We start from the raw sequence: 22,194 nt of genomic DNA, 5'->3' as shown, positions 1-22,194 counted from the left end.
TCATGTTGGTACCAAAACGCGTAAAACACCGTAAGCAACAACGTGGACATATGAAAGGCCAAGCTAAAGGCGGAACGACTCTGAACTTTGGCGAATACGGTCTGCAAGCTACGGAACCGGCTTGGATTACGAACCGTCAGATCGAAGCGGCTCGTATTGCGATGACTCGTTACATCAAACGTGGTGGTAAAGTTTGGATCAAAATTTTCCCAGACAAACCAATCACTCAAAAGCCTCTCGAGGTTCGGATGGGTAGCGGTAAAGGTAACGTAGAAAAATGGGTTGCAGTAGTGAAACCAGGTAAGATCATGTTTGAACTTGCTGGTGTACCGGAGGAAATTGCACGCGAAGCAATGCGTCTTGCCGCTCACAAACTGCCAATCAAAACGAAGTTCGTGAAACGTGAAGAATTGGGTGGTGAAGCAAATGAAAGCTAGTGAATTTCGCAACCTAACCTCTGCTGAAATCGAGCAAAAGATTGCCGGATTTAAAGAAGAACTCTTTAACCTCCGCTTTCAATTAGCTACCGGTCAGCTGGATAACCCGACTCGCATCCGTGATGTGCGGAAAGAAATAGCTCGTGCTAAAACCATTATCCGTGAGAGAGAATTGGGAATCGGTTAATTAGGGATAGGATGGACAATCCGTCCGTAATCAGGAAGGAGGCCAACAATGAGCGAAGAACGTAACGCACGTAAAGTGCAAACTGGTAAAGTGGTCAGCGATAAAATGGACAAAACGATTGTTGTTGCTGTAGAAACTTACAAAAAACACAACTTGTACCATAAACGCATTAAGGTTACTAAAAAATTCAAAGCGCATGACGAAGAAAACACTGCGAAAATCGGTGACACGGTGAAAATCATGGAGACTCGTCCGCTTTCGAAAGATAAACGCTGGAGACTTACTGAGATCGTAGAAAAAGCGGTTATCATCTAATGCATCAGCAGCATTGCTGAAAGGAGGAATACTAAATGATTCAACCATTTACACGTTTGACTGTGGCCGACAACTCCGGTGCGAAGGAACTGATGTGTATCCGCGTACTCGGCGGTACGGGACGTCGTACAGCTCAAATCGGTGATCTGATCGTTTGTTCTGTTAAACAAGCAACACCAGGCGGCGTTGTCAAAAAAGGTGATGTAGTTAGAGCGGTTGTCGTTCGTACGAAACGTTCTGTACGTCGTAAAGACGGTTCCTACATCGGTTTTGATGAAAATGCAGCGGTTGTTGTAAAAGACGACAGAAGCCCACGTGGAACACGTATTTTCGGACCAGTTGCTCGCGAACTTCGCGATAAAGACTTCATGAAAATCGTTTCCTTGGCTCCAGAAGTTATCTAAAGCTTAATCTCGTGATGTTAGAAACAGGAGGTGTACGAAATGCCAAGAGTGAAAAAAGTTCTGGAATCCCATAACAACAAACTTCACGTTAAAAAGGAAGATACGGTTATGGTGATCAGCGGTAAAGACAAAGGTAAAAAAGGCCGTGTCATCGCTGCTTATCCTCGTGAGAACCGCGTCCTTGTGGAAGGTGTTAACATGGTGAAAAAACACCAGAAGCCTAACCAGCAAAATCCGCAAGGCGGCATTATCGAGAAGGAAGCTCCGATTCACGTTTCCAACGTAATGCACATCGATCCGAAGAGCGGAAAAGTAACCCGTGTAGGTTACAAAGTTTTGGATAACGGTAAGAAAGTGCGCGTTGCTAAACGTTCCGGAGAAATTATCGACTAATTGAACCGAATGAGAAAGGAGGGCTATGATTCATGGCATCAAGAATGAAAGAACGTTACCTGCAAGAAATCGCTCCTGCTTTGATGCAGAAGTTTAACTATACAACGGTAATGCAAGTGCCGAAAATCGAGAAAATCGTTATCAACATGGGTGTGGGCGACGCTGTCCAAAACTCTAAAGTGTTGGATTCTGCAGTAAACGATTTGCAACTGATCGCAGGTCAAAAACCTGTAATCACTCGTGCTAAAAAATCTATCGCAGGTTTCAAACTGCGTGAGAATATGCCTATCGGTGTGAAAGTAACATTACGCGGTGAGCGTATGTACTACTTCCTAGATAAATTGCTCAACGTAACGCTTCCTCGTGTCCGCGACTTCCGCGGTGTATCGAGTAAAGCTTTCGATGGACGTGGTAACTACACACTGGGTCTGAAAGAGCAACTGATCTTCCCAGAGATCGAGTATGATAAAGTTGATAAAGTCCGCGGTATGGATATTGTCATCGTAACAACGGCGAAAACAGACGAAGAGTCCCGCGAATTGCTCACGCAAATGGGAATGCCTTTCGTTAAGTAATGTTGGCATAACGTTTCCGGGTGTCTGGAAAGACTCCCTTTTCTCCGAAATTATTTAGGAGGTGTCAGGCTAAGTGGCAAAAACTTCGATGAAAGTTAAACAACAACGTACACCTAAGTTTAAAGTACGTGCATATACACGCTGTGAGCGTTGCGGACGTCCACATTCGGTCCTGCAAAAGTTCAAAATTTGCAGAATTTGTTTCCGTGAATTAGCTTATAAAGGCCAGATCCCTGGCGTGAAAAAAGCAAGCTGGTAAAAAGTCCTGAACGGGAAGGAGGTTAACTCACAATGACTATGTCTGATCCAATTGCAGATATGCTTACTCGTATTCGTAACGCGAACACTGTTCGTCACGAAACGGTAGAAATGCCTGCTTCGACAATGAAAAAACAAATCGCCGATATCCTGAAGCGTGAAGGTTTCATCCGTGACGCTGAAGTTATCGATGATAACAAACAAGGGATTATCCGTGTTTTCCTGAAATACGGTCAAAATAACGAGCGCGTTATCACTGGTCTGAAAAGAATCAGTAAACCTGGTCTTCGTGTTTACACGAAAAGCAACGAAGTACCTCGTGTACTTGGTGGCCTGGGAATCGCGATCATCTCGACATCTAAAGGTATCATGACGGACAAAGAAGCTCGTCAATCGAAATCCGGCGGAGAAGTCGTTTGCTACGTTTGGTAATATAACGTCACAAGATAGGAGGTGCAACATATGTCTCGTATTGGTCGCAAACCAATCACAGTACCAAGTGGTGTAGACATCACCCTGGACAACACCGTTATTACGGTAAAAGGACCTAAAGGAACTTTGACTCGTGAGCTTCATAAAGACATGAAGGTTACAGTTGAAAATAACGAAATCACAGTTGTGCGTCCTTCCGATAACAAAACTCACCGTTCTTTGCACGGCACAACGCGTAGCGTTGTAAACAATATGGTGAGCGGCGTTACTGAAGGATTCGCGAAATCTCTGGAATTGGTTGGGGTCGGATATCGTGCAAGCAAATCCGGAGATAAAATCGTTCTGAACGTTGGTTACTCTCACCCGGTTGAAATTACACCGGAAGCGGGAATCGAATTCGAAGTACCTTCGAATACAAAAATCATCGTTCGCGGAATCGACAAAGAGCGTGTAGGTGCTTACGCTGCTAAAATCCGTTCCGTACGTGAACCTGAGCCGTACAAAGGTAAAGGTATTAAATATGAAGGCGAGCGTATCATCCGTAAGGAAGGTAAAGCCGGTAAGAAGAAATAAGATTTCTCTTACCGCCTTTGCGCGGCTTTCGGCTTGCTTGCTTCGTGTGTTTCTAATATACCCCGTGGCTTCTGCTTTGAAGCCAGCGAGGTAACCTGAAAGGAGTGAATCTTTGAGATGATTACGAAACCAGATAAAAATAAGGCTCGTCTGAAAAGACACCTTCGTGTTCGTAAGAAAATCCAAGGAACGGCAGCACGTCCGCGTTTGAACGTATTCCGTTCTGGTAAACATATGTATGCTCAAATCATCGATGATGTTGCTGGTGTAACAATCGCTTCCGCGTCTACCGTAGACAAAGAATTGAGCACTGACATCAAAAATGGTGCATCTGTTGAATCAGCTCGTAAAGTTGGCGAACTCGTTGCTAAACGTGCTAAAGACAAAGGTGTTTCCAACATCGTATTTGACCGTAGCGGTTATCTGTACCATGGTCGTATCGCAGCATTGGCTGAAGCGGCTCGTGAAGCAGGACTTGAGTTTTAAGATATTTTTCAAAAGGAGGTTAACGACTTGCGTGTAGATCCGAATACTTTGGAACTGACTGAAAGAGTTGTAAATATTAATCGCGTAGCTAAAGTAGTAAAAGGCGGACGCCGTTTCAGCTTTAGCGCACTGGTTGTAGTCGGCGACGGCAACGGCTGGGTTGGAGCTGGTATCGGTAAAGCGGGCGAAGTACCTGATGCAATTCGCAAAGGTATTGAAGACGCTAAGAAAAACCTTGTACACGTTCCACTCGTAGGAACATCGATTCCTCACTTGGTAACAGGTAAGTTCGGCGCAGGACGCGTGCTGTTGAAACCAGCATCTGAAGGTACTGGTGTTATCGCTGGTGGTCCTGTACGTGCGGTTCTCGAACTTGCTGGTGTAGGTGACATTTTGACAAAATCTCTGGGTTCTTCGAATTCCATGAACATGGTCAATGCGACTTTGGAAGGTTTGTCCCGTTTGAAGCGTGCTGAAGACGTGGCTAAACTGCGCGGAAAATCCGTCGAAGAGCTTCTGGGTTAAGGAGGGAATTCTCATGGCTAAATTAGAAATTACCCTCGTCCGCAGCTTGATCGGACGTCCGGAGACGCAAAGAACAACTGTGAAAACATTGGGTTTGCGCAAAATCAATAGCAAAGTGGTACAAAACGATAATCCTGCCATCCGTGGTATGATTAACAAAGTAAGCCACTTGGTTGCTGTTAAAGAAGTAGAAGCTTAATAACGGGTTAATCCCACAAATCTTTAAGGAGGTGCAACGAACGATGAAGTTACATGAGCTTTCACCATCTCCTGGATCCCGCAAAGAACGTAAACGTCTTGGTCGCGGTCCAAGTAGTGGTACAGGTAAAACATCAGGTCGCGGTCACAAAGGACAAAATTCTCGTTCTGGCGGTGGAGTTCGTCCAGGCTTCGAAGGTGGACAAAATCCATTGTATCGTCGCTTGCCAAAACGTGGTTTTGTAAACCCAACTCGCAAAGAATATGCAGTTGTGAATACTGAAGACCTGAACAGTTTTGCTGCGGGTACTGAAGTAACTCCAGAATTCTTGATGACGAATGGCGTAGTTAAAAACGCTAAATCCGGAATCAAAATCCTGGGTAACGGTGATGTCACTGTGAAGCTGACTGTTAAAGCTAACAAGTTTTCTCAATCTGCTATTGAGAAAATTGAAGCTGCCGGCGGTACAACTGAGGTGATTTAATGTTCAAGACCCTAAAGAATATCTGGCGGGTTGAAGATCTGCGCAAAAGGGTATTATTTACCCTTTTTGTACTGATCATTTACCGCATCGGCTCCTTTGTCCCCGTGCCGGGAGTTAACAAAGATGTGTTCGAAGCGACAAATTCTGCGGGTAAAGAAGTTTTTGGACTTCTCAATACGTTCTCGGGTGGAGCGCTCTTCCAGTTCTCGATATTTGCGCTCGGGATCGTGCCTTACATCACTGCGTCTATCATAGTACAGTTGCTTTCCATGGACGTTATTCCTAAATTAGCGGAATGGGCAAAGCAAGGTGAACAAGGTAAGAAGAAATCTGCACAGTTGACCCGTTATTTAACCATCGGGCTGGCATTGATTCAAGCGTTTGGTACGTCGATCGGATTCAACCGCTTGTACAATACAGAGATGGTGCCTAACGCTACATTTGCAGATTATATCTTGATCGCGATTGTACTTACGGCCGGTACTTCATTCCTGATGTGGCTTGGTGAGCAGATCACCGAGAAGGGCATAGGAAATGGGATTTCGATCTTGATCTTTGCGGGTATCCTATCTACGGTGCCTAACATTATCAAACAAACGATCGAATCTGACTTCATTCAACCTGACCAACTGTTTATGAATATTCTTAAAGGTGTTATCATCGCAATTGTTATTGTGTTGATCATCATAGGAGTCATTTACATTCAGCAGGCGATTCGGAAGATTCCGGTACAGTACGCTAAACGTGTCGTAGGTAACAAAATGTACGGTGGACAGAATACACATATCCCGCTGAAAATTAATGCAGCAGGTGTTATCCCTGTCATCTTTGCTTCATCGCTGTTGATGTTCCCAACGATCATCGCCAACTTCTGGGCAGATCGCCTCTGGGCACAGTGGATCGGACAGAATCTGACTACACACAAACCTCTTGGTATGTTGCTGTATGTCGTGATGATCTTCGGTTTCACATTCTTCTATACTTTCGTACAGATGAATCCACAGCAGATGGCTGACAATATGAAAAAGAACGGCGGTTACATCCCAGGCATTCGCCCGGGTAAAGCAACCGAGAAATATCTGACCCGTGTCATGACTCGTTTGACAATGGCCGGAGCCATCTTCTTGGCAGTCATTTCCGTTCTGCCTGTATTCTTAGGGGCACTTTCTGGTTTGCCTCAATCTGCGCAAATTGGAGGAACATCCCTCCTGATCGTTATCGGTGTTGCGCTGGATACGATGAAGCAAATCGAAAGCCAATTGATCAAACGCCACTACAAAGGTTTTATCAATAAATAGGCAATAGGTACCGGTCGAGTGAAGATTTACTTGCCGGCACCTATTGTGCTGTTTGTTGATGTAGGGTAGTCTTGGAGGGAGTGACATAACGTGAACATCCTATTCATGGGCCCTCCGGGGGCAGGAAAAGGAACGCAAGCAGACGTCATCGTGAAAGAGTTCGGTATTCCCCATATTTCAACAGGCGATGCATTTCGTCTCGCGATCAAACAGGGAACTCCCATTGGCATGAAAGCCAAGGAATATATGGATCAAGGATTGCTTGTACCAGATGATGTAACCATTGGCATCGTTGAAGAACGTTTGCAGCAGCCTGACTGCAGAGAAGGTTTCCTCTTGGACGGATTTCCAAGAACCCTTTCCCAAGCAGAAGCGCTCGATGGCATTCTGGATCGATTGAACTCAGGTCTCGATCATGTAATCAACCTGAAAGTGGATCGCAACAAATTGCTCGCTCGTTTGACGGGTCGTCGAATTTGTAAAAACTGTGGTTCCACTTATCATGTGGTATTCAATCCGCCTAAGCAGGAAGGTATTTGTGATAAATGCGCTGGTGAGTTGTATCAACGCTCTGATGATAATGAAGAGAGTGTAGGTACACGACTGGACGAGTATATCAACAAAACAGCACCACTCCTCACGTTCTATGAGACTAAAGGTCTTCTTCGTCAAATGAACGGAGAACAGGATATCGATCAAGTTTCTCAAGAAATCGTGTCCTTACTGAGAGGTTAATTGATGATCATTGGTAAGTCCGAAACGGAACTGGGCTTGATGAGGGAAGCAGGGAGAATTGTTGCGGAAACGCATCGTCTCTTGGCAGAGCATATCGCTCCCGGTATTACGACTGGAGAACTTGACCATATGGCTGATCAATATATCCGCAGTCAAGGAGCTGTGCCGTCTTTCAAAGGTTATAACGGTTTCCCTGCCAGTGTGTGCGCTTCAGTCAATGAAGAGTTGGTACATGGATTTCCCGGCAAACGCAAGTTGAACGAGGGCGATATCGTTACGTTTGACATTGGCGCGCAGTACCAGGGGTATCATGGAGATTCCGCCTGGACTTATCCGGTCGGCCGTATTTCCGAAGAAGCCCGTCGTCTTCTGGACGTTACCGAGGCTTCGTTATACGCAGGTCTGGCGCTGGTAAAACCGGACGTTCGCTTGTTTACAATATCTCATGCAATTCAGAAATATATTGAAGATGAAGGGTTCTCCGTAGTTCGTGAATATGTCGGTCACGGCATAGGCGCAGATCTGCACGAAGAACCACAGATTCCGAACTATGGTCTTCCCGATCGGGGACCACGGCTTAAAGCGGGCATGGTGCTGGCCATAGAGCCGATGGTTAACGTAGGTAGACGGTATGTGAAAACGTTGGAAGATAACTGGACTGTCGTCACGGTTGATGGTAAGTTATGTGCCCACTTTGAACACACCGTAGCAGTTACACCAGATGGTATGGAAATTTTCACAAAACTGAATGCGTAGGTGATGAGGCATGAACAGTCAGTCTAATCCGCAGCTCGGTCAACTTGTGAAGATCCGTAAAGGCCGCAATGCGGACCAAGCCGCAGTAATTGTTGCTATAGCGGACGGTAAGTTCGTATATATTGCGGATGGAGACAAACGTAAGTTTGATCAACCAAAGAAGAAGAATCTTCTTCATCTTGAACTCCAGCCCATGATTAGCAGCGAGGTTGTGAACAGTTTAAACGAGAGTGGTCGGGTGACAAATGGAAAGCTCCGTTACGCGGTTCATTCATTTCTGGAATCCACCAACATTCAAGCTGAAGAGAAAGGAGACTGACTAATGGCTAAGGAAGATGTCATTGAAGTGGAAGGTACGGTTCTCGAACCGCTACCGAATGCAACATTCAAGGTTGAGCTTGAGAACGGTCATCAAATTCTCGCTCACGTTTCCGGAAAACTGCGGATGCACTTTATCCGTATCCTGACTGGAGACAAAGTAGTTGTTCAGTTGTCGCCTTATGATTTAACAAAAGGTCGCATAACTTACCGTAAATAGTAGTAGACAGTTGCAATGAACTGTGAAGCTTATGTAGCGGGTTTTGCCCGGCAAAACTTGCGAAAGCTTCGAAGCCGGTTTTACAATAGTAGAACAAGGTCAATGCTTACGAAGAGGGTTTTGCTTAGCAAAACTTTGAGGAGGTAATTCACATGAAGGTAAGACCTTCGGTCAAGCCGATTTGCGAAAAGTGCAAAGTCATTCGCCGCAAAGGGAATGTTATGGTTATCTGTGAAAATCCGAAACACAAACAAAAACAAGGTTAAAGAAGGGGGTGTAGCGTAAAATGGCACGTATATCTGGTGTGGATTTGCCACGTGATAAGCGCGTTGAGATCGCCTTGACTTATATTTTCGGAATCGGTAAAACGACTTCCCAGAAAATTCTGAGCACAACAGGCATCAATCCGGACACTCGTGTTCGTGATTTGACGGAAGATGAAGTCAGCAAATTGCGTGAAAGTATCGATAAAGAGGTCAAAGTAGAAGGTGACCTGCGTCGAGAAATCTCTTTGAATATTAAACGTTTGACGGAGATCGGTTGTTACCGTGGAGTTCGTCATCGTCGTGGTCTGCCTGTTCGTGGACAACGTACGAAAACGAATGCTCGTACTCGTAAAGGTCCTCGTCGTACAGTAGCGAACAAGAAGAAATAATAAGGGGGGATAAGAGAAAATGGCTAAACCGAAAAAAGTCGTACGTACTAAACGTCGTGACCGTAAGAATATTGAATCTGGCGTGGCGCATATCCGTTCCACTTTCAATAACACTATCGTTACTATTACGGATCCTCACGGAAACGCAATTTCGTGGGCAAGCTCCGGCGGCCTCGGATTCAGAGGTTCCCGTAAATCGACTCCGTTTGCTGCACAAATGGCTGCTGAGACTGCTGCCAAAGCTGCAATGGAACATGGGATGAAAGCCGTTGAGGTTATGGTTAAAGGACCAGGCGCAGGCCGTGAAGCAGCGATCCGCTCTTTGCAAGCTGCTGGTCTTGAAGTTAACCTGATCAAAGACGTAACTCCAGTCCCGCATAACGGATGCCGTCCTCCAAAACGTCGTCGTGTCTAATGAGATTTGCCCCTGCGTGTGGTATATTTCCGGCACAATCTGCTAATAATGGTTGTTTAGGCATACTACTACATGTTTTCGCAAGAGAAGGTAAATGTTTCATAGAGGACCGACGTTTTGAAGGAGGGGTATTGCAGTGATTGAAATCGAAAAGCCGAAAATTGAGACGGTAGACGTCAACGATGATGGCACCTATGGGAAATTCGTAGTAGAACCGCTTGAGCGCGGATACGGTACGACGCTTGGAAACTCGCTTCGCCGAATCTTGCTCTCGTCACTGCCGGGTGCGGCAGTGTCTTCGGTTCAAATCGATGGCGTTCTGCATGAATTTGCTACAGTTCCTGGCGTAATGGAAGATGTAACGGAGGTTATTCTTAACCTGAAAGCTTTGTCGCTTAAGATTCATTCAGACGAGGAGAAAGTGCTCGAGATTGATGCTGAAGGCGAAGGAGCAATTACGGCTGGAGATATCCGTGCTGACTCCGATGTGGAAATCCTTAACCCGGATTTGCACATTGCTACGCTCGGACCAGGTTCGAGACTTCACATGCGTATTTTTGCCAATCGCGGTCGCGGCTACGTCCAGGCAGATCGGAATAAACGCGATGACCAGCCGATCGGCGTCATCCCAGTCGATTCCATCTTCACCCCGATCAGTCGCGTTAACTACGCTGTGGAAAATACGCGTGTCGGTCAAGTGACCAACTATGACAAGCTCACGTTGGAAGTTTGGACTGATGGAAGTATTCGTCCTGAAGAGGCTGTAAGCCTCGGCGCTAAAATTTTGACTGAGCATTTGATGCTCTTCGTGGGTCTTACAGACGAAGCGAAAGATGCAGAAATCATGGTCGAAAAAGAAGAAGACAAAAAAGAAAAAGTACTCGAAATGACGATCGAAGAGCTGGATCTCTCTGTTCGTTCCTACAACTGCCTCAAACGTGCCGGTATTAATACCGTGCAAGAGCTGACTACGAAAACGGAAGAAGACATGATGAAAGTCCGTAACCTCGGACGCAAGTCTTTGGAAGAAGTTCAAGAGAAGCTTGAGGAACTTGGTTTGGGACTCCGTACAGAAGAATAGACAGCCGAGTGCTTGAAGTGAAGGAGGGAAAACAATGGCATACCAAAAGTTGGGCCGTAATTCCAGCGCACGTAAAGCTTTGTTCCGTGACCTGGTAACCGACCTGTTCTTATACGAACGCATTCAGACAACTGAAGCGAAAGCAAAAGAGGTTCGCTCTATTGCTGAAAAACTGATCACTAAAGCGAAAAAGGGAGATCTTCATGCCCGTCGCCAAGTGGCAGCTTATGTTCGCCGCGAAACTATCGATGGTGAGCAAGATGCAATCCAAAAACTGTTTAGCGAATTGTCCGGTCGTTACGCTGAGCGTCCAGGTGGATACACTCGTATCTTGAAACTGGGACCTCGTCGTGGTGACGCAGCGCCAATGGTTTACTTGGAACTGGTAGACCGCGCGTAAAACAGATGAGATGAGGAAAGGGGACAGAATCAACGATTCTGGATTAACCCTTTTTTTCTCTTCATTTCGGAATTCGTGCTGTAATAGAAGCTCCGTAAGGGGCTTCTTTTGCTGTTCGGGATAGGGATATGTATAGTATGGAACAAAGGTGTGGTAATAATGCGGAACTTATGTATGACGTTAACTTATGATGGCACTGCCTATTTCGGCTTCCAAGTACAGCCGGGTGGGAATACCATTCAGGATCATCTTGAAGATGCGATTCGTGCTTTAACCGGTGAGAAGGTTAAAATTACAGGTTCAGGCCGAACAGATGCAGGTGTTCACGCCCGCAGACAAATCTTCAATTTTCCTACGGAGTCCCAGATCCCGATTGAACGTTGGTGTATTGCACTCAACTCCAGATTACCCTCCGATATTGTCGTTATTGATGCGATTGAAGTTTCGGCTGATTTTCATTCTCGCTATGCAGCGAAAAAGAAAACGTATCGTTATACAGTCAATGCGAATCAATTTCCGGATGTATTCAACAGAAGACTGCAATATCATCATCATGCGAAGCTTGATATTATGGCAATGCAGGAGGGCTTACGACATTTCATAGGGACGTATGATTTTACCTCTTTTGCTTCACGCAAGTCTCAGAAAGAGAATCATGTCCGTTCGGTGTACGAAGCATGGATGGAAGTGGACCGATCAATGTGCAGAGACCATCCGCGCGATCAGGGTGTCATTCACATTTATGTGAGTGGTAACGGCTTTTTGCAGCATATGGTTCGTATCATTGTAGGGACACTGCTGGAGATCGGAGAGGGCAAACGGAAAGCCTCTGATGTACCAAATATGATTGCTGCATGTAATCGATCTGCTGCAGGACCTACTGCAGTTAGCTGCGGTTTAATGCTCTGGGATCTTGAATACAAAAAAGATTAAATTTGGTGAGTGAAAAGCTTAATTAACACTTGCGATTTAATCGCCTATCATGTAATATAAAAGTTGTGTTTTCTTAATGGCTTTCCCACAGCCCCAATTAAGAGGTTCACATCAAATTTACAATCCATCAACACCTAAAGTTATAACTTAACGAACGAAGATAAATGAAAATGATGATTTTGAACATTTTAAGGAGGAACTTTTCATGCGTACTACGTACATGGCGAAGCCTAACGAAGTTGAGCGCCAATGGCACATCATTGATGCTGAAGGCAAAACCCTCGGACGTTTGGCGAGCGAAGCAGCAGCTTTGATTCGCGGCAAACACAAGCCACAATTCACTCCACATGTGGACACTGGCGATTTCGTTGTTATCATCAATGCTGAGAAAATCGTATTGACTGGTAAGAAAATGCAAGGTAAAAAATACTACCGTCACTCAATGCACCCAGGTGGTTTGAAAGTAACTACAGCTGAAGAGATGGTTAAAAACAAACCTGAGCGTATGTTGGAATTGGCTGTTCGCGGTATGCTTCCTAAAACTCGCATGGGCGAGAAAATGAAGTTGAGACTTAAAGCGTACAGAGGCACTGAGCATCCACATGCAGCACAAAAACCAGAAGTTTACGAACTTCGCGGTTAATTAAAAGGAGGACAGTTTCATGGCACAAGTACAATACTATGGGACAGGTCGTCGTAAACATTCGGTAGCACGTGTTCGCCTTGTACCGGGTGAAGGACGCATTGTCATCAATAAACGTGATATTAATGAATACTTCGGTTTGGAAACACTCAAACTGATCGTAAAACAACCACTGAACTTGACAGAAACGCTCAACAACTATGACGTTCTTGTTATTGCTCATGGTGGCGGAATCTCCGGTCAAGCCGGCGCAATCCGTCATGGTATCTCCCGCGCTCTGCTCAAAGCAGATCCGGAATACCGTGCATCCCTGAAAAAAGCAGGATTCCTGACTCGTGACCCACGTATGAAAGAGCGTAAAAAATACGGTCTTAAAGCGGCTCGTCGCGCACCTCAGTTCTCCAAACGTTAATATTAAAAGCCTTTGGCCTCGGTCAAAGGCTTTTTTATATAATCATGACTATTACGCCATATATTATTTTAGTTTATGCGATAGCTCTTATATCTCTGATGTATCTCCCCATGCTTCTGCATTTTTCCTTCATTGCCTTTTCAATGTGCCCTTAATGTCCCTCAATACAGTCCTATAATATGTACGTTAATACATCTACATTTTACTGAACCTCTCTAATCGTTTAGATCATTGAATATGCTCATACCCATCGCTCACCACTCACCACACATTTTATAACAGCTCTTATATAATCATCGATTAGAACTTATGCGTGATTTCTTGAATGCACTCGGCTTACTGTTTTTGCACTTAATTCTTTATTGCAAACCTTATCAGTATTTCTTATGGAAACGATAAAAGTCCCTTACATATCAACAGCTAAAGTTCGCAACGTTGCTCCCCTTAAAACTTTAGCTTTTCTTCCTTCATTTTCAATCACCTAGTGATTTTTGGATGTTGTTCTTGACGACAAGAACTGTCCAAACCCAGTAACAGCAAAGGTTTTCCGGGGTAAGAGATGTATTTTTACTTGCCTAGTGACCTGGGCCAACATCATTGTTTTTATCTCATTAACAGAGAAATGGATAAATTGAACCAAAATATTGTTTGAGAGCGACGATCAAAAATGGACAAAAACTGATTTATTTTACCATATGGCAGGCATTGACATCCCCAATGAAAGATTTATACTAAACATAATTCATATTAGATTAGTCGGCTTTAAGATGTATTGAATTGCAGAATGGGGGAAATTTACAGATGAACTTGTTGGAGAAAGAAGATTTGGCACGGACGAAGGCAGAGGAACTGGAACATGCTAGTCCAGAGGATATTATTCGGTATGCTATTGAAACATTCCCAAATATCACTTTTGCATGTAGCTTTGGTGCAGAAGATGTTGTACTTGTAGATATGTTGCAGAAAATCAGCCCATCCACAGATATTTTTTATTTGGATACAGATTTTCACTTTAAAGAAACATACGAAACACGTGATAAGATGCAGGAGAACTACAACCTTGAATTTGTACGCGTGTCACCTAAGATTACTCCGGAAGAGCAGGCAGCTCAACACGGTGAAGAGTTGTGGAAGTCTGATCCCAATGGGTGCTGTAACATTCGCAAAGTCGAACCGTTAACACGTATTCTTTCTCAGTATGATGCATGGATTACAGGTATCCGTAGAGATCAAGCACCAACTCGTGCAAACTCAAAGAAGGTTGAATATGATTCCAAATTTGGCCTGATGAAATTTAATCCGATTGCGCACTGGACGACTGAGGATGTATGGCAATATATTCGTGACAATAACGTTGTATATAACCCTCTTCATGATCAGAACTACCCAAGTATTGGTTGTGAGCATTGTACACGTCAGGTTATGCCTGGTGAGGACCCTCGTGCTGGACGCTGGTCTGGTAATGATAAAACGGAATGTGGCCTTCATAAATAATAGATATACAAGGAGCTGACAAGATGACATCGATTCTGCCTCATGGAGGTACGCTGGTTCAGCGTATCGTACAAGGAGAAGAACGGGAGCAATTGTTGCAAGACAGTAATAACTTATCCTCTTTGCTTATTAATACCTGGACGATTTCAGATTTGGATCTGATTGGTGTAGGTGCGTTCTCACCACTTCAAGGTTTCTTGAATGAGGAAGATTACCTTTCGGTGGTGTCTCGCATGCGTCTCGCCGATGGAACAGTCTGGAGTATACCGATTACACTTGCTGTTGACGATAAACAAGCCGCATCCCTCCAGATTGGTGAACGTGTGAAACTTGTTGGTGACCAAGATGGAGTCACTTATGGATTGCTCGAAGTCCAAAGTATATACCAGGTGGATCAGGGTGAAGAAGCCCGGCGTGTATTCAAAACAGATGATCCCGAGCACCCGGGCGTTAAAAAACTGTTGGAGCGTCCTGCAACATACGTAGGAGGTCCAATCCAAGTGTTGAACCGTCCAAAACCTTCGAAATTTGAAGAATTCTATTATGATCCTGCAGATACCCGGAAAATTTTTCAGGAGAAGGGTTGGAAGACCGTAGTTGGTTTTCAGACACGTAATCCGGTCCATCGGGCTCATGAATACATTCAGAAGAGCGCTATGGAGATTGTAGACGCACTCTTCCTGAATCCGCTTGTTGGAGAGACAAAGTCGGACGATGTTCCCGCAGATGTTCGGATGAAGAGTTATCTGGTATTACTGGAGAACTATTACCCGGCTGATCGTGCGTTTCTTGGTGTGTTCCCCGCGGCCATGCGGTATGCCGGTCCACGTGAAGCTATTTTCCATGCGATGGTTCGCAAAAATTACGGGTGTACCCACTTTATTGTTGGTCGTGACCATGCGGGTGTTGGCGATTATTATGGAACATATGAAGCACAGGAGATCTTTACTAACTTTACAGCAGAGGAACTGGGGATCACTCCGTTGTTCTTCGAACATAGTTTCTTCTGTACCAAATGTGGAAACATGGCATCCAGCAAAACTTGCCCACATGATAAAGAACATCATATGGCGCTTTCCGGCACCAAAGTACGCGGATTGCTCCGTGACGGCCAGTGCCCTCCACCTGAATTTACACGTCCTGAGGTAGCTGAGGTGCTGATTGAAGGAATGGCGGAGCAAGTCCGGTCCTAGCGGTATATTTGTCCATCTTGTCCCATATAGATGATTAGAGTCATTTATAGGGACGAGGTGGTTTTTTTATGCGTAAAAATATGGGGAAACACTTTGTAGTCTGGATTAGGCTAAAAACAATCAAAAGGGTCATGCTGAGTCTCTGTCTGCTGGCCATGTTAGTGGCGGTAATGTCCTATGAACTGCCTTCCGCTAAGACGTCAGGTTATTGGAGTTTGCCTATGGCGGGTAAAGTCATTGCCATTGATGCAGGGCACGGAGGACCAGATGGAGGAGCGGTAAGTAAACAGGGGGTTATTGAAAAAGATATCAATCTGTCTATTGCCCTGTATGTGAGAGATTATTTGCAACAGGCAGGGGCCTTAGTGGTTATGACACGAGAAATAGACACTGATTTGGCGGAATCGGACACCAAGGGGTACTCCAAACGCAAGACGGAAGATCTGAAACAAAGAGTACGGCGGATAGAGGATAAGCAAGCAGATCTCTTTATCAGCATTCACATGAACAGTGTCCCATCCAACCGATGGAGTGGAGCGCAGGTTTTCTATACAACTAACCATCCGGATAACGAAGGTTTGGCTAATCTGCTTCAACAAGAGATGGTTCGTAATCTGGAGAATACAGATCGAATCGCCAAAACGGTGAATACGGTTTATCTGTTACAGGCTCTGAAGATCCCTTCAGCGCTGGTAGAAGTGGGTTTCCTTTCTCATCCGGAAGAGGCACGTATGCTTGCTGACGAAGCTTATCAACGCAAGGTAGCTGCATCGATCTATAATGGAATTCTCAGATATTCCTCAGGAGAACGGCCTAAAAGTTAGTCAGAACAAGAAAGGTAATGATATAATTGGATCAGCATACCTAATTACATGCCAATAGATAAAGCTGAGGTGCTGTCTGATGTTATCAAAAGAACAGATACTTGAACTATTACAGCCATTACAAGAACCACAATTGGGAGTAAGTCTGACCGAACTGGAATGGTTTCGAGATATTATGGTGAAAGAAAATCATGTGGCTCTGACCATAGTGACACTGGAAAATCGACCTGAGGATACAACAGCTTTGAGTGATGCAGCGCGTAATCTGTTGTCCCAGCACGGACTGAAGGATGTACATATTCGTGTGCGTGCAGCTTCTGAGCATGATCGTGAGAGCCTGAATATGGGACAACCCGATAATGAGCCAGATCGGGACGAAGTGCTCGTAAAAGGTCACGCAGCGGGTCTGGATGGACATGAGCTGTTAAGTCCTGACTCAGGTGTTCGTTTTATTGCTGTGGCCAGTGGTAAAGGTGGCGTTGGTAAATCAACGGTAACCGTTAATCTGGCTGCAGCCTTGGCACGTCAAGGCAAGAAAGTGGGCTTAATTGATGCGGATATCTATGGCTTCAGTGTACCCGACATGATGGGGATTGAAGAATATCCGGTCGTTGAAGATGGTGTTATTCAACCGGTTGAACGTTTTGGCGTCAAAGTCATGTCGATGGGCTTCTTTATTCGGGAGAACAACCCGGTAATCTGGCGTGGACCCATGCTAGGTCGGATGTTGCGTCAGTTCTTTACGGATGTCCAGTGGGGCGAATTGGATTATATATTACTGGATTTGCCACCAGGTACGGGAGATGTTGCTTTGGATGTGCATCAGATGTTGCCACAGAGTAAGGAAATCATCGTTACCACGCCACATGCAACAGCAGCTTTTGTCGCAGCACGAGCGGGTGCGATGGCTATTCAGACCGATCATGAGTTACTTGGTGTGGTTGAGAATATGGCTTACTATGAGTGTGGCAGTTGCGGAGAGAAGGATTATGTCTTTGGTCGTGGAGGCGGGGGAAGACTTGCGGAAAGTCTGCATACAAGCCTGCTTGCCCAGATTCCATTAGGCACGCCGGATAATCATCCTTCCGAGCCTGATTTCTCACCATCTGTATACAAAGCTGAATCCCGTATAGGGGCTATCTACGATGAAGTTGCCCAGTCCATTGAATCCAAATTCTAATGGTATGAGTGTTATAAATACAAATAAAGCCTGCGTCCACCATTCGGATGCAGGCTTTTCAGTTTCTGTAATATACCAACATCTACTGTTTATGAACCTCCACCGCTACCAGAATCTCCACTTCCACCATCTCCGCCATCACTTCCACCTTCGCCCTGACCGTCTTGCTGTCCGCCTTGCTCTTCCCCCTGTTTTCCGCCACTTTCTACTTTGGGTTGCAATTCGTCCTGCACTACCTTCTTGAGCAAAGTGAGTACTTCCATGCGGAACAACGGATTTTGCATCACTTCCTGCATGACAGTCATCGTCTGTTTACGATAATCAGGAGTCTTCGTCATATCCATGAACATCTTGGATACCTCAGGTGACTTCATGATGTCTTCAACAGACTTTTGATATGTGGGATCTTTAATCAATTGCATATGAAGTTGTTTACTTTGTGCATTGATCACTTTGGCAAATTCACCCGCAAACTGCGGATCGGTCATGATCTTTTCGAATTCCTTCTTATATTCGGGAGCTGTGATGGTATCTTTTACTGCAATACGTATTTGTTCCGAAGATTGCACAGGCATTAACATTTTCATACCAATGGATCCTGAAGCACCACCCGAACCGCCACCTTCTTCAGAACCGCTGCTTCCGCTGGATGAGCTTTGACCTGTAAGAGCTTCCTCCACCGCTTTCTTGCCTTCGTCACTTTTTAAAATATCTACAACCATTGTTTTCATCTCTTTATAACTGCCCTGAGGAGGCGAAGAACTCTGATCTGAACCGCAGCCGGCAAGCATGACGGATAGCCCCAGTACGACACAGCATAGCTGCCACAAAGGCCGTTTCATGTGTACAATCCCTCCTTGATTAGATACTGGATGTAGTATGTGATGGGAAAGGGGGAAATATGTTGAGCAATGATGGTTTTTTGCTGAGAAGGTTGGTAAAATAAACACTCGGGGGTGGAAAACATTTGAATTTACGTAGATGGTTTTTCCTGTTTTGGACAGCCTTGCTTATTGGGGCCGCGGGAGCATTGGGTACTGGATTGATTATGATGCTGGTGAACGGGGAGAAAACAAATGGATTGAATGATTTTCTTCTGTATCTTTTGATCTTATTTGGATCAGGGGTTATGATCAGCGTGTATTCACAAATGGGTTTCTTTGCATATCTGATATTGAATTATATGGGTAAAGGTGTATTTCCAAAGCGCGGTTGGCAGATCGTGCAGATTGTACTAACGGTGTTAGCCCTGCTTGACGTGATGTTTTTACGCCTGTTTGTTGGGGGAGACCGAGAGCGCATATCGGATATTGTGTTAGGTATCATTATTTTGGCAGCTGCAATTGTTACCGCTTACGTTAAAGTAAAGCTGACTCATATCTCCGCGCTTGTACCTACACTCTTTTTCATGATTGCCGTCACCATAGTGGAGACGATCGGCGTATTACGTATTGATGTGAATGCTGCAACCATATTTATTGTGGTTCCCTTGCTCTTATGTAATGCATACCAAATGCTGATATTGCACAGGCTGGTGGATGTATCGACGAACCGGAGTGTAAGTGGAAAGGCAGAACAGTTGAAAGAAAGCCGAGCATAGAATTCATTTTGCACAAAAAACATACCAAAAAGAGCTAACCTGGTTAGCTCTTTTCAACTTTTAAGCACCTATTTGAGCTATAGCTCATAATTGAGTAATCATTGACCGCTGGCTTGGTCACGAACTTCCTTACCTTCCACACTGGAATGGTTGAGCAACTCAGACACGGTAACAAATTCATAGCCCTGATTTTTCAACTTGTCGATAATTACAGGGAGTGCTTCATGCGTTTGTTTGGAGGAATCGCTTGCATGCAGCAGTACGATGTCCCCTGGATGTGCCTTGCTTACTACGCGATCAACAATGGTCTGTACACCAGGGTTTTTCCAATCCAAGGAGTCGGTATCCCACTGCACAACCTGATAATTCAGACTATTGGCTACCTGAAGCACTCGCTTGTCAAAGTCCCCGTTGGGCAGACGTAGTAATTTCGGTTCTTTTCCCGTTAAATCGGTTAAAATGCTATGAGCTGTCGAAATTTCTTTGCGAATTTCTTCTTCAGTCAGGCTGCTGTAGTTCTCATGTCTGTGACCATGGCTGCCAATTTCATATCCTGCCTCTTTGATGGCAGTAACAATTTCGGGGTGTGTCTTGCTCCAGGGGGAGGAAAGGAAAAAGGTTGCCTTCTGCACTTTATTCTCCTGAAGAACTTTCAGAATTGGCTCCGTCCGTTTATCCCCCCAGCTAATGTCAAAGGTGAGTGCGATTACCTTCTTCTCGGTTGGAACGCTGTAGACGGCGGATGGTGCTTCCTCCGAGAATACGGAGACATTGCCTCTCTCCAGATAGATAATACCGATCGCAAAGATGGCAGCAACGAGGACAATCAGGTACCGTTTAATCTTTTTGCCGCTAAATACATAGAACGAGTTCATTTCAATAAGCGCCCCTCTCCCATAAGAAATGCTTGTTTACTCTCCAATGTATGCTCGTACTGCCCAGTTATTCGTCACTGATCCTTGTTTGTCCATCATTTTAGATTCTACAGGAGGTTATTATGTTAAAATTCAGTACATTTCTTAAAGATCTTGGTTCCATCCGTAGTGCATTAATCTGGTCCGTAGTTTTGTTTGCTGTTGGTATAGGGGCAGGATGGGTGAGTACAGGGCCACTGGAAGAACTGTTGTTGAACCAAATCGGAGGATTACGTGAAGTCAGTGAACGGCTGGAGCAGGGGGGCAATGTGCAATGGAACTTCTTTCTGTTCATCTTTTTCAATAATGCCATCAAAAGTGTACTTGTCATCTATGCCGGTATATTCTTCGGAATTCTGCCTGTCATCTTCCTGCTGATCAATGGGATGGTCCTTGGATTTGTGGTGCACACCACGATGAATTATGGAGCAAGCTTCTATGACATTGTGGTTAAAGGTTTACTTCCGCATGGCATTATTGAGATTCCGGTCATTATCATTGCTTGCGCCTTCGGACTGAAGTTTGGTGGTCTGGTTATCAAAAGCCTTGCACAACTTGGAAGTGACAAGCGAAATACGATGGGTACCCGGTGGAGAGCATTCATGAATAGGACGCTAACGGCATCCTTTTGGGTTGTCATCTTGCTTCTTGTTGCAGCAATCATCGAAAGCACACTTACGTATACTCTGGTGAGAGGATAAAATTTTGTGATGGTTGGCATTCATAAATTTTCAGAAAGTTGACCATAACAATAAAACGGGTTTCAGCAGCACCCACAAAAGCGAGAATGCACGGGGTGTTGCATGAAACTTGTGTAAGTGTGATAAAGAGGCTATGCACAAAAAGGAGAACTCTAATGCTGGGTATGTTGTTTAACGAGAAGGAATGCAAGGAACTAGACTATGTGCTGCGTAAAGAATTAGATGAGATGCTTTTCGATCTAAGTGATAATCGTCTTGACCAAGAGATCAAATATGCTATCGCGAGCCGATATAAGACTGTGTTCCGCATGTATGCACGCTTTGCCCCGCCAAAAGAGTTGTCCAAGTACGCCAGAGGTGGGAAGCTGAAAAAGTCGAAGCCATAATGCTGAAGCTGGTCATATATTCGATTTACAGTAGTGGAAGGGAGGTGCGGCTCTTCATAGCGGGTGCTGTACCTCTGAACTATGAGAATGTGAAATTGCTGAGGGGTTCATACTTTTTGTCGAAAAAGGGTTGACCTTTCTAATTTCATATGGTAAATTAATTTTCGTTCCTTTTTTAGGAGCGGTTCACGGAAACAAGCATGAAAATAAAGCGATTGAAAATAATCAAAAAATAATGCTTGCAAAGAGAACTTCAACATGATATATTATAAAAGTCGCCGCTGAAACGACGACGACATGAAAAACAGCACTAAATTGAATGTTTGATCTTTGAAAACTGAACAACGAGTGAGTAAACATTCTGCTTGCAGAATGAACGCGAAAGTTTGAAACAAGCCTTGGCTTGAATTGACTGGAGCACAATTGAGATTTTTAATCTCGTCAGATTCAAAATGAGCTTATCGCTCTTTTCAATACTTTATTGGAGAGTTTGATCCTGGCTCAGGACGAACGCTGGCGGCATGCCTAATACATGCAAGTCGAGCGGAGTTGATAGGAAGCTTGCTTCCTTGATACTTAGCGGCGGACGGGTGAGTAACACGTAGGCAACCTGCCCTCAAGTTTGGGACAACTACCGGAAACGGTAGCTAATACCGAATAATTGTTTTCTTCGCCTGAAGGAAACTGGAAAGACGGAGCAATCTGTCACTTGGGGATGGGCCTGCGGCGCATTAGCTAGTTGGTGAGGTAACGGCTCACCAAGGCGAC

35 protein-coding genes and 1 rRNA gene are annotated in these 22,194 nt (G+C 44.9%); 34 read left to right on the top strand and 2 right to left on the bottom strand.

The genetic code is table 11. From position 1 onward, the window contains the following. Nucleotides 1-2 precede the first annotated feature (2 nt). The 30 genes from rplP to EL84_RS06015 all read left to right on the top strand — a co-directional run bounded on the left by rplP (nucleotide 3) and on the right by EL84_RS06015 (nucleotide 17,825). Nucleotides 3-437: a 50S ribosomal protein L16 gene (rplP, locus tag EL84_RS06160; RefSeq protein WP_017692082.1), complete on the top strand. Its 435-nt coding sequence runs from the start codon at nucleotides 3-5 to the stop codon at nucleotides 435-437. Continuing rightward, entirely contained in the window at nucleotides 427-624 is a 198-nt protein-coding gene (gene rpmC, locus EL84_RS06155; protein WP_017692083.1) for a 50S ribosomal protein L29, read from the top strand. Before rplP ends, rpmC begins: the two co-directional genes overlap by 11 nt. Before the next feature lie 48 nt (nucleotides 625-672). Beyond that, entirely contained in the window at nucleotides 673-939 is a 267-nt protein-coding gene (gene rpsQ, locus EL84_RS06150; protein WP_017692084.1) for a 30S ribosomal protein S17, read from the top strand. Nucleotides 940-974: 35 nt separating this feature from the next. Further along, nucleotides 975-1,343, top strand: coding sequence for a 50S ribosomal protein L14 (rplN, locus tag EL84_RS06145; RefSeq protein WP_017692085.1), 369 nt, complete (start codon nucleotides 975-977; stop codon nucleotides 1,341-1,343). Nucleotides 1,344-1,382: 39 nt separating this feature from the next. Next, nucleotides 1,383-1,736: a 50S ribosomal protein L24 gene (gene rplX, locus EL84_RS06140; RefSeq protein WP_017692086.1), complete on the top strand. Its 354-nt coding sequence runs from the start codon at nucleotides 1,383-1,385 to the stop codon at nucleotides 1,734-1,736. Between the two features lie 32 nt (nucleotides 1,737-1,768). Next, a complete protein-coding gene (gene rplE / locus EL84_RS06135) occupies nucleotides 1,769-2,311 on the top strand; it encodes a 50S ribosomal protein L5 (RefSeq protein ID WP_047841121.1) in 543 nt (180 codons plus the stop codon). Nucleotides 2,312-2,384: 73 nt separating this feature from the next. Then, nucleotides 2,385-2,570: a type Z 30S ribosomal protein S14 gene (locus EL84_RS06130; protein ID WP_013312154.1), complete on the top strand. Its 186-nt coding sequence runs from the start codon at nucleotides 2,385-2,387 to the stop codon at nucleotides 2,568-2,570. 32 nt (nucleotides 2,571-2,602) lie between these two features. Further along, nucleotides 2,603-3,001 carry a 30S ribosomal protein S8 gene (gene rpsH / locus EL84_RS06125; protein WP_017692088.1) on the top strand — a complete coding sequence of 133 codons (399 nt, stop codon included), beginning with the start codon at nucleotides 2,603-2,605 and terminating at the stop codon, nucleotides 2,999-3,001. Between the two features lie 30 nt (nucleotides 3,002-3,031). Beyond that, nucleotides 3,032-3,574 (top strand): 50S ribosomal protein L6, encoded by a 543-nt coding sequence (rplF, locus tag EL84_RS06120; RefSeq protein ID WP_017692089.1) that lies wholly within the window; start codon nucleotides 3,032-3,034, stop codon nucleotides 3,572-3,574. A 117-nt stretch (nucleotides 3,575-3,691) separates the two neighbouring features. Then, nucleotides 3,692-4,060, top strand: a complete 369-nt coding sequence (gene rplR, locus EL84_RS06115) for a 50S ribosomal protein L18 (RefSeq protein WP_017692090.1) — start codon at nucleotides 3,692-3,694, stop codon at nucleotides 4,058-4,060. A 27-nt stretch (nucleotides 4,061-4,087) separates the two neighbouring features. Continuing rightward, nucleotides 4,088-4,585, top strand: coding sequence for a 30S ribosomal protein S5 (gene rpsE, locus EL84_RS06110; RefSeq protein WP_017692091.1), 498 nt, complete (start codon nucleotides 4,088-4,090; stop codon nucleotides 4,583-4,585). Between the two features lie 13 nt (nucleotides 4,586-4,598). Beyond that, complete coding sequence (gene rpmD, locus EL84_RS06105) at nucleotides 4,599-4,784, top strand: 50S ribosomal protein L30 (protein ID WP_017692092.1); 186 nt, start codon at nucleotides 4,599-4,601, stop codon at nucleotides 4,782-4,784. A gap of 43 nt (nucleotides 4,785-4,827) precedes the next feature. Further along, complete coding sequence (gene rplO, locus EL84_RS06100; protein WP_017692093.1) at nucleotides 4,828-5,268, top strand: 50S ribosomal protein L15; 441 nt, start codon at nucleotides 4,828-4,830, stop codon at nucleotides 5,266-5,268. Next, on the top strand, nucleotides 5,268-6,566 hold the full coding sequence (secY, locus tag EL84_RS06095) for a preprotein translocase subunit SecY (protein WP_047841120.1): 1,299 nt from the start codon (nucleotides 5,268-5,270) through the stop codon (nucleotides 6,564-6,566). Before rplO ends, secY begins: the two co-directional genes overlap by 1 nt. Before the next feature lie 90 nt (nucleotides 6,567-6,656). Continuing rightward, nucleotides 6,657-7,301 carry an adenylate kinase gene (locus EL84_RS06090; RefSeq protein ID WP_036607188.1) on the top strand — a complete coding sequence of 215 codons (645 nt, stop codon included), beginning with the start codon at nucleotides 6,657-6,659 and terminating at the stop codon, nucleotides 7,299-7,301. 3 nt (nucleotides 7,302-7,304) lie between these two features. Continuing rightward, on the top strand, nucleotides 7,305-8,057 hold the full coding sequence (map, locus tag EL84_RS06085) for a type I methionyl aminopeptidase (protein WP_036607191.1): 753 nt from the start codon (nucleotides 7,305-7,307) through the stop codon (nucleotides 8,055-8,057). A gap of 10 nt (nucleotides 8,058-8,067) precedes the next feature. Then, on the top strand, nucleotides 8,068-8,376 hold the full coding sequence (locus EL84_RS06080; protein WP_036607194.1) for a KOW domain-containing RNA-binding protein: 309 nt from the start codon (nucleotides 8,068-8,070) through the stop codon (nucleotides 8,374-8,376). 3 nt (nucleotides 8,377-8,379) lie between these two features. Further along, nucleotides 8,380-8,595, top strand: a complete 216-nt coding sequence (infA, locus tag EL84_RS06075; RefSeq protein ID WP_017692098.1) for a translation initiation factor IF-1 — start codon at nucleotides 8,380-8,382, stop codon at nucleotides 8,593-8,595. A gap of 152 nt (nucleotides 8,596-8,747) precedes the next feature. Beyond that, a complete protein-coding gene (rpmJ, locus tag EL84_RS06070; RefSeq protein WP_003333770.1) occupies nucleotides 8,748-8,861 on the top strand; it encodes a 50S ribosomal protein L36 in 114 nt (37 codons plus the stop codon). A 20-nt stretch (nucleotides 8,862-8,881) separates the two neighbouring features. After that, nucleotides 8,882-9,250, top strand: a complete 369-nt coding sequence (rpsM, locus tag EL84_RS06065; RefSeq protein ID WP_036607200.1) for a 30S ribosomal protein S13 — start codon at nucleotides 8,882-8,884, stop codon at nucleotides 9,248-9,250. A 19-nt stretch (nucleotides 9,251-9,269) separates the two neighbouring features. Continuing rightward, nucleotides 9,270-9,665, top strand: a complete 396-nt coding sequence (gene rpsK, locus EL84_RS06060) for a 30S ribosomal protein S11 (RefSeq protein ID WP_017692100.1) — start codon at nucleotides 9,270-9,272, stop codon at nucleotides 9,663-9,665. 136 nt (nucleotides 9,666-9,801) lie between these two features. Beyond that, on the top strand, nucleotides 9,802-10,746 hold the full coding sequence (locus EL84_RS06055) for a DNA-directed RNA polymerase subunit alpha (RefSeq protein WP_017692101.1): 945 nt from the start codon (nucleotides 9,802-9,804) through the stop codon (nucleotides 10,744-10,746). A 34-nt stretch (nucleotides 10,747-10,780) separates the two neighbouring features. Beyond that, the gene (gene rplQ, locus EL84_RS06050; RefSeq protein ID WP_017692102.1) at nucleotides 10,781-11,146 is read left to right on the top strand and encodes a 50S ribosomal protein L17; all 366 of its coding nucleotides are present in this window, start codon (nucleotides 10,781-10,783) and stop codon (nucleotides 11,144-11,146) included. Between the two features lie 159 nt (nucleotides 11,147-11,305). After that, complete coding sequence (truA, locus tag EL84_RS06045; protein ID WP_017692103.1) at nucleotides 11,306-12,079, top strand: tRNA pseudouridine(38-40) synthase TruA; 774 nt, start codon at nucleotides 11,306-11,308, stop codon at nucleotides 12,077-12,079. 205 nt (nucleotides 12,080-12,284) lie between these two features. Further along, a complete protein-coding gene (gene rplM / locus EL84_RS06040; RefSeq protein WP_024633564.1) occupies nucleotides 12,285-12,722 on the top strand; it encodes a 50S ribosomal protein L13 in 438 nt (145 codons plus the stop codon). Nucleotides 12,723-12,741: 19 nt separating this feature from the next. Further along, the gene (gene rpsI / locus EL84_RS06035; protein WP_017692105.1) at nucleotides 12,742-13,134 is read left to right on the top strand and encodes a 30S ribosomal protein S9; all 393 of its coding nucleotides are present in this window, start codon (nucleotides 12,742-12,744) and stop codon (nucleotides 13,132-13,134) included. Between the two features lie 801 nt (nucleotides 13,135-13,935). Further along, nucleotides 13,936-14,628, top strand: a complete 693-nt coding sequence (locus tag EL84_RS06030) for a phosphoadenylyl-sulfate reductase (RefSeq protein ID WP_047841119.1) — start codon at nucleotides 13,936-13,938, stop codon at nucleotides 14,626-14,628. A 23-nt stretch (nucleotides 14,629-14,651) separates the two neighbouring features. Beyond that, the gene (gene sat / locus EL84_RS06025) at nucleotides 14,652-15,821 is read left to right on the top strand and encodes a sulfate adenylyltransferase (protein WP_047841118.1); all 1,170 of its coding nucleotides are present in this window, start codon (nucleotides 14,652-14,654) and stop codon (nucleotides 15,819-15,821) included. A 68-nt stretch (nucleotides 15,822-15,889) separates the two neighbouring features. Next, the gene (cwlD, locus tag EL84_RS06020) at nucleotides 15,890-16,645 is read left to right on the top strand and encodes an N-acetylmuramoyl-L-alanine amidase CwlD (RefSeq protein ID WP_036607212.1); all 756 of its coding nucleotides are present in this window, start codon (nucleotides 15,890-15,892) and stop codon (nucleotides 16,643-16,645) included. Between the two features lie 79 nt (nucleotides 16,646-16,724). Further along, on the top strand, nucleotides 16,725-17,825 hold the full coding sequence (locus tag EL84_RS06015; protein ID WP_047841117.1) for an Mrp/NBP35 family ATP-binding protein: 1,101 nt from the start codon (nucleotides 16,725-16,727) through the stop codon (nucleotides 17,823-17,825). Between the two features lie 89 nt (nucleotides 17,826-17,914). On the opposite strand, the gene gerD is transcribed toward EL84_RS06015, so the two are convergent. Beyond that, nucleotides 17,915-18,667 (bottom strand): spore germination lipoprotein GerD, encoded by a 753-nt coding sequence (gerD, locus tag EL84_RS06010; protein WP_047841116.1) that lies wholly within the window; start codon nucleotides 18,665-18,667, stop codon nucleotides 17,915-17,917. 125 nt (nucleotides 18,668-18,792) lie between these two features. On the opposite strand from gerD, the gene EL84_RS06005 reads away from it, so the two are divergent. After that, complete coding sequence (locus EL84_RS06005) at nucleotides 18,793-19,425, top strand: KinB-signaling pathway activation protein (protein WP_047841115.1); 633 nt, start codon at nucleotides 18,793-18,795, stop codon at nucleotides 19,423-19,425. A gap of 98 nt (nucleotides 19,426-19,523) precedes the next feature. On the opposite strand, the gene pdaB is transcribed toward EL84_RS06005, so the two are convergent. Then, entirely contained in the window at nucleotides 19,524-20,300 is a 777-nt protein-coding gene (gene pdaB / locus EL84_RS06000; RefSeq protein WP_036607219.1) for a polysaccharide deacetylase family sporulation protein PdaB, read from the bottom strand. 122 nt (nucleotides 20,301-20,422) lie between these two features. On the opposite strand from pdaB, the gene EL84_RS05995 reads away from it, so the two are divergent. The 3 genes from EL84_RS05995 to EL84_RS05985 form a co-directional block, all read left to right on the top strand. Further along, on the top strand, nucleotides 20,423-21,040 hold the full coding sequence (locus EL84_RS05995; protein ID WP_036607221.1) for a stage II sporulation protein M: 618 nt from the start codon (nucleotides 20,423-20,425) through the stop codon (nucleotides 21,038-21,040). A gap of 155 nt (nucleotides 21,041-21,195) precedes the next feature. After that, complete coding sequence (locus EL84_RS05990) at nucleotides 21,196-21,426, top strand: hypothetical protein (protein WP_017692114.1); 231 nt, start codon at nucleotides 21,196-21,198, stop codon at nucleotides 21,424-21,426. Between the two features lie 478 nt (nucleotides 21,427-21,904). Next, nucleotides 21,905-22,194, top strand: a 16S ribosomal RNA gene (locus EL84_RS05985); the annotation flags it as partial.

The organism is Paenibacillus sp. VT-400 (assembly GCF_001029205.1).
Lineage (GTDB): Bacteria > Bacillota > Bacilli > Paenibacillales > Paenibacillaceae > Paenibacillus > Paenibacillus amylolyticus.
This window is presented reverse-complemented; position numbering and strand designations above follow the sequence as displayed.

Bases quoted from the DNA above. Each gene is read 5' to 3' on its own strand.
- EL84_RS06015 (WP_047841117.1), top strand. From the start codon at position 16,725: ATGTTATCAAAAGAACAGATACTTGAACTATTACAGCCATTACAAGAA.
- sat (WP_047841118.1), top strand. From the start codon at position 14,652: ATGACATCGATTCTGCCTCATGGAGGTACGCTGGTTCAGCGTATCGTA.
- EL84_RS05990 (WP_017692114.1), top strand. From the start codon at position 21,196: ATGCTGGGTATGTTGTTTAACGAGAAGGAATGCAAGGAACTAGACTAT.
- rplP (WP_017692082.1), top strand. From the start codon at position 3: ATGTTGGTACCAAAACGCGTAAAACACCGTAAGCAACAACGTGGACAT.
- truA (WP_017692103.1), top strand. From the start codon at position 11,306: ATGCGGAACTTATGTATGACGTTAACTTATGATGGCACTGCCTATTTC.
- rpmD (WP_017692092.1), top strand. From the start codon at position 4,599: ATGGCTAAATTAGAAATTACCCTCGTCCGCAGCTTGATCGGACGTCCG.
- rpsQ (WP_017692084.1), top strand. From the start codon at position 673: ATGAGCGAAGAACGTAACGCACGTAAAGTGCAAACTGGTAAAGTGGTC.
- cwlD (WP_036607212.1), top strand. From the start codon at position 15,890: ATGCGTAAAAATATGGGGAAACACTTTGTAGTCTGGATTAGGCTAAAA.
- map (WP_036607191.1), top strand. From the start codon at position 7,305: ATGATCATTGGTAAGTCCGAAACGGAACTGGGCTTGATGAGGGAAGCA.
- rpsH (WP_017692088.1), top strand. From the start codon at position 2,603: ATGACTATGTCTGATCCAATTGCAGATATGCTTACTCGTATTCGTAAC.
- pdaB (WP_036607219.1), bottom strand. From the start codon at position 20,300: ATGAACTCGTTCTATGTATTTAGCGGCAAAAAGATTAAACGGTACCTG.
- rpmJ (WP_003333770.1), top strand. From the start codon at position 8,748: ATGAAGGTAAGACCTTCGGTCAAGCCGATTTGCGAAAAGTGCAAAGTC.
- rplQ (WP_017692102.1), top strand. From the start codon at position 10,781: ATGGCATACCAAAAGTTGGGCCGTAATTCCAGCGCACGTAAAGCTTTG.
- EL84_RS05995 (WP_036607221.1), top strand. From the start codon at position 20,423: ATGTTAAAATTCAGTACATTTCTTAAAGATCTTGGTTCCATCCGTAGT.
- EL84_RS06080 (WP_036607194.1), top strand. From the start codon at position 8,068: ATGAACAGTCAGTCTAATCCGCAGCTCGGTCAACTTGTGAAGATCCGT.
- rplR (WP_017692090.1), top strand. From the start codon at position 3,692: ATGATTACGAAACCAGATAAAAATAAGGCTCGTCTGAAAAGACACCTT.
- EL84_RS06030 (WP_047841119.1), top strand. From the start codon at position 13,936: ATGAACTTGTTGGAGAAAGAAGATTTGGCACGGACGAAGGCAGAGGAA.
- rpsM (WP_036607200.1), top strand. From the start codon at position 8,882: ATGGCACGTATATCTGGTGTGGATTTGCCACGTGATAAGCGCGTTGAG.
- rplM (WP_024633564.1), top strand. From the start codon at position 12,285: ATGCGTACTACGTACATGGCGAAGCCTAACGAAGTTGAGCGCCAATGG.
- rplE (WP_047841121.1), top strand. From the start codon at position 1,769: ATGGCATCAAGAATGAAAGAACGTTACCTGCAAGAAATCGCTCCTGCT.
- rplO (WP_017692093.1), top strand. From the start codon at position 4,828: ATGAAGTTACATGAGCTTTCACCATCTCCTGGATCCCGCAAAGAACGT.
- rpsI (WP_017692105.1), top strand. From the start codon at position 12,742: ATGGCACAAGTACAATACTATGGGACAGGTCGTCGTAAACATTCGGTA.
- infA (WP_017692098.1), top strand. From the start codon at position 8,380: ATGGCTAAGGAAGATGTCATTGAAGTGGAAGGTACGGTTCTCGAACCG.
- secY (WP_047841120.1), top strand. From the start codon at position 5,268: ATGTTCAAGACCCTAAAGAATATCTGGCGGGTTGAAGATCTGCGCAAA.
- rpmC (WP_017692083.1), top strand. From the start codon at position 427: ATGAAAGCTAGTGAATTTCGCAACCTAACCTCTGCTGAAATCGAGCAA.
- rpsK (WP_017692100.1), top strand. From the start codon at position 9,270: ATGGCTAAACCGAAAAAAGTCGTACGTACTAAACGTCGTGACCGTAAG.
- rplF (WP_017692089.1), top strand. From the start codon at position 3,032: ATGTCTCGTATTGGTCGCAAACCAATCACAGTACCAAGTGGTGTAGAC.
- rplN (WP_017692085.1), top strand. From the start codon at position 975: ATGATTCAACCATTTACACGTTTGACTGTGGCCGACAACTCCGGTGCG.
- rplX (WP_017692086.1), top strand. From the start codon at position 1,383: ATGCCAAGAGTGAAAAAAGTTCTGGAATCCCATAACAACAAACTTCAC.
- gerD (WP_047841116.1), bottom strand. From the start codon at position 18,667: ATGAAACGGCCTTTGTGGCAGCTATGCTGTGTCGTACTGGGGCTATCC.